Origin of the sequence: Luteimonas sp. 8-5 (genome assembly GCF_029763755.1) — a bacterium.
In the GTDB taxonomy this organism is placed as follows: domain Bacteria; phylum Pseudomonadota; class Gammaproteobacteria; order Xanthomonadales; family Xanthomonadaceae; genus Cognatiluteimonas.
In genome coordinates this window covers 1-2,202 of record NZ_JARUVM010000037.1, presented here as the reverse complement: position 1 = coordinate 2,202, position 2,202 = coordinate 1, and the positions used below count along the sequence as shown (strand labels likewise).

Genomic DNA, 2,202 nt, shown 5'->3' with positions numbered 1-2,202 from the left:
GGCGACCCGCGGCTGCACGGCTACGCCGGCGGCCGTTCGATCAACCTCGCCCTGGCCGAACGCGGCCTGCACGCGCTGCGCCAGGCCGACGCCGACGGCGCGGTGCTCGAGCGCGCGGTGATGATGCGCGGACGCATGGTCCATCCGCTGCACGGCGAACCGCAGCTGCAGCGCTACGGTCGTGACGACAGCGAAGTGATCTGGTCGGTCAGCCGTGGCGAACTCAACATCAGCCTGCTCGACGCCGCCGAAGCCGCCGGCGCGACCCTGCACTTCGATCGCGGCCTGGCCAGCGTCGACTTCGAGCGCAAGGTCGCCACCTACCAGGGCGACGGCGGCGCGCACGAACATCCCTTCGAGGCCCTGCTCGGCTGCGATGGTGCCGGTTCCACCTTGCGCGCGCAGATGGGGCGGCACGCGGACCTGGGCGAACGCACCCAGTGGCTGGAGCACGGCTACAAGGAACTGGAGATCCCGCCGGCGCCCGACGGCGGCTTCCGCATCGAGCCCAACGCGCTGCACATCTGGCCGCGCGGCCGCTACATGTGCATTGCCCTGCCCAACGACGAACGCACCTTCACCGTCACCCTGTTCATGGCCCTGCATCCGGACGGCAGCGGCGACCCGGACTTCGACACCGTCGCCTCCGCCGCCGATGCGCGGGCGCTGTTCGAACGCGATTTCGCCGACGCGCTGCCGCTCATCCCGGAGCTCGAACACGATTTCGAGGCCAACCCCACCGGCAACCTGGCCACGCTGTACCTGGACCGCTGGCACCTGGACGGCCGCGCGGTACTGCTCGGCGACGCCGCGCACGCGATGGTGCCTTTCCACGGCCAGGGCATGAACTGCGCATTCGAGGATTGCGTGGCGCTGGCCGGCCACATCGATGCCGCGCCGGACCTGGCCGCTGCATTCGCCGCCTTCGAAGCCGAGCGCATGGCCGATGCCCGCGCCATCCAGCAGATGGCGCTGGAGAACTACATCGAGATGCGCGACCTGGTCGACGACCCGGACTTCCTGCTCCAGCGCGAACTGGAGCTGGCGCTGCAGCAGCGCCATCCGGGTCGCTTCGTACCGCACTACGCCATGGTCACGTTCATGCGGATGCCTTACTCGGTCGCTCTGCAGCGCAGCGAGATCCAGCGCGGGATCCTGGTCGAAGCCACGCGTGGCCTGGATTCGCTGGCCGGAGTGGACTGGGAAGCAGTCGACGCCGAAGTGTCGCGGCAACTGCCGCCGCTGCCTGCCGAATGAGCGCCAGCTTCCTCTTCTACGACCTGGAAACCTTCGGCGCCGACACGCGCCGCTCGCGCATCGCCCAGTTCGCCGCGATCCGCACCGACGAGGCGCTAGGGGAGATCGAAGCGCCGGTCGACTTCATGGTCAGGCCGGCCGACGACCTGCTGCCCTCGCCCGGCGCAACCCTGGTCACCGGCATCACGCCGCAGCGCGCGATGCGCGAAGGCATCGCAGAGTTCGAGGCCTTCGCCCGCATCGTCGAGGAAATGTCCCGGCCGGGCACCTGTACCCTGGGCTACAACTCGCTGCGCTTCGACGACGAGTTCGTGCGCAACGGGCTGTTCCGCAACTTCCACGATCCCTACGAGCGCGAGTGGCGCAACGGCAACAGCCGCTGGGACCTGCTCGACGTGCTGCGCCTGGCGCACGCGTTGCGCCCGGACGGCATCCAGTGGCCCCGGCGCGAGGACGGTGCGACCTCCTTCCGCCTCGAGCACCTGGCAACGGCCAACGGCGTGCGCGAGGGCGACGCGCACGAAGCGCTGTCGGACGTGCGTGCGCTGATCGGCATGGCCCGCCTGCTGCGCAACAGCCAGCCGCGGTTCTGGGACTACGCGTTGCGCCTGCGCGACAAGCGCCATGCCGGCAGCCTGGTCGACACGATCGCGATGACGCCGCTCCTGCACGTGTCGCAACGCTATCCCGCCGAGCGCCTGTGCGCGGCCGCGGTGCTGCCGCTGGCGCGCCATCCAAGGATGGACAGCCGGGTGATCGTGTTCGACCTCGATGCCGAACCCGACATCATCCTCGACCTGGACCCGGACACCATCGCGTCGCGCCTGTACCTGCGCCGCGACCAGCTGGCCGAGGGCGAGGCGCGTATTCCCCTCAAGGAAATCCATCTCAACCGCTGCCCGTCGCTGGTCGCCTGGGCGCACCTGCGCGGGGCGGACTTCGCAC

Annotated in this window: 2 protein-coding genes; both read left to right on the top strand. The window is 69.8% G+C overall.

What is annotated here, in order from left to right:
- The coding region (locus QAA18_RS05820; protein WP_279411839.1) for an FAD-dependent monooxygenase at positions 1 to 1,257 on the top strand (1,257 nt) is incomplete at its 5' end.
- The coding region (gene sbcB, locus QAA18_RS05815) for an exodeoxyribonuclease I (protein ID WP_279411836.1) at positions 1,254 to 2,202 on the top strand (949 nt) is incomplete at its 3' end. The genes QAA18_RS05820 and sbcB, both read left to right, overlap by 4 nt.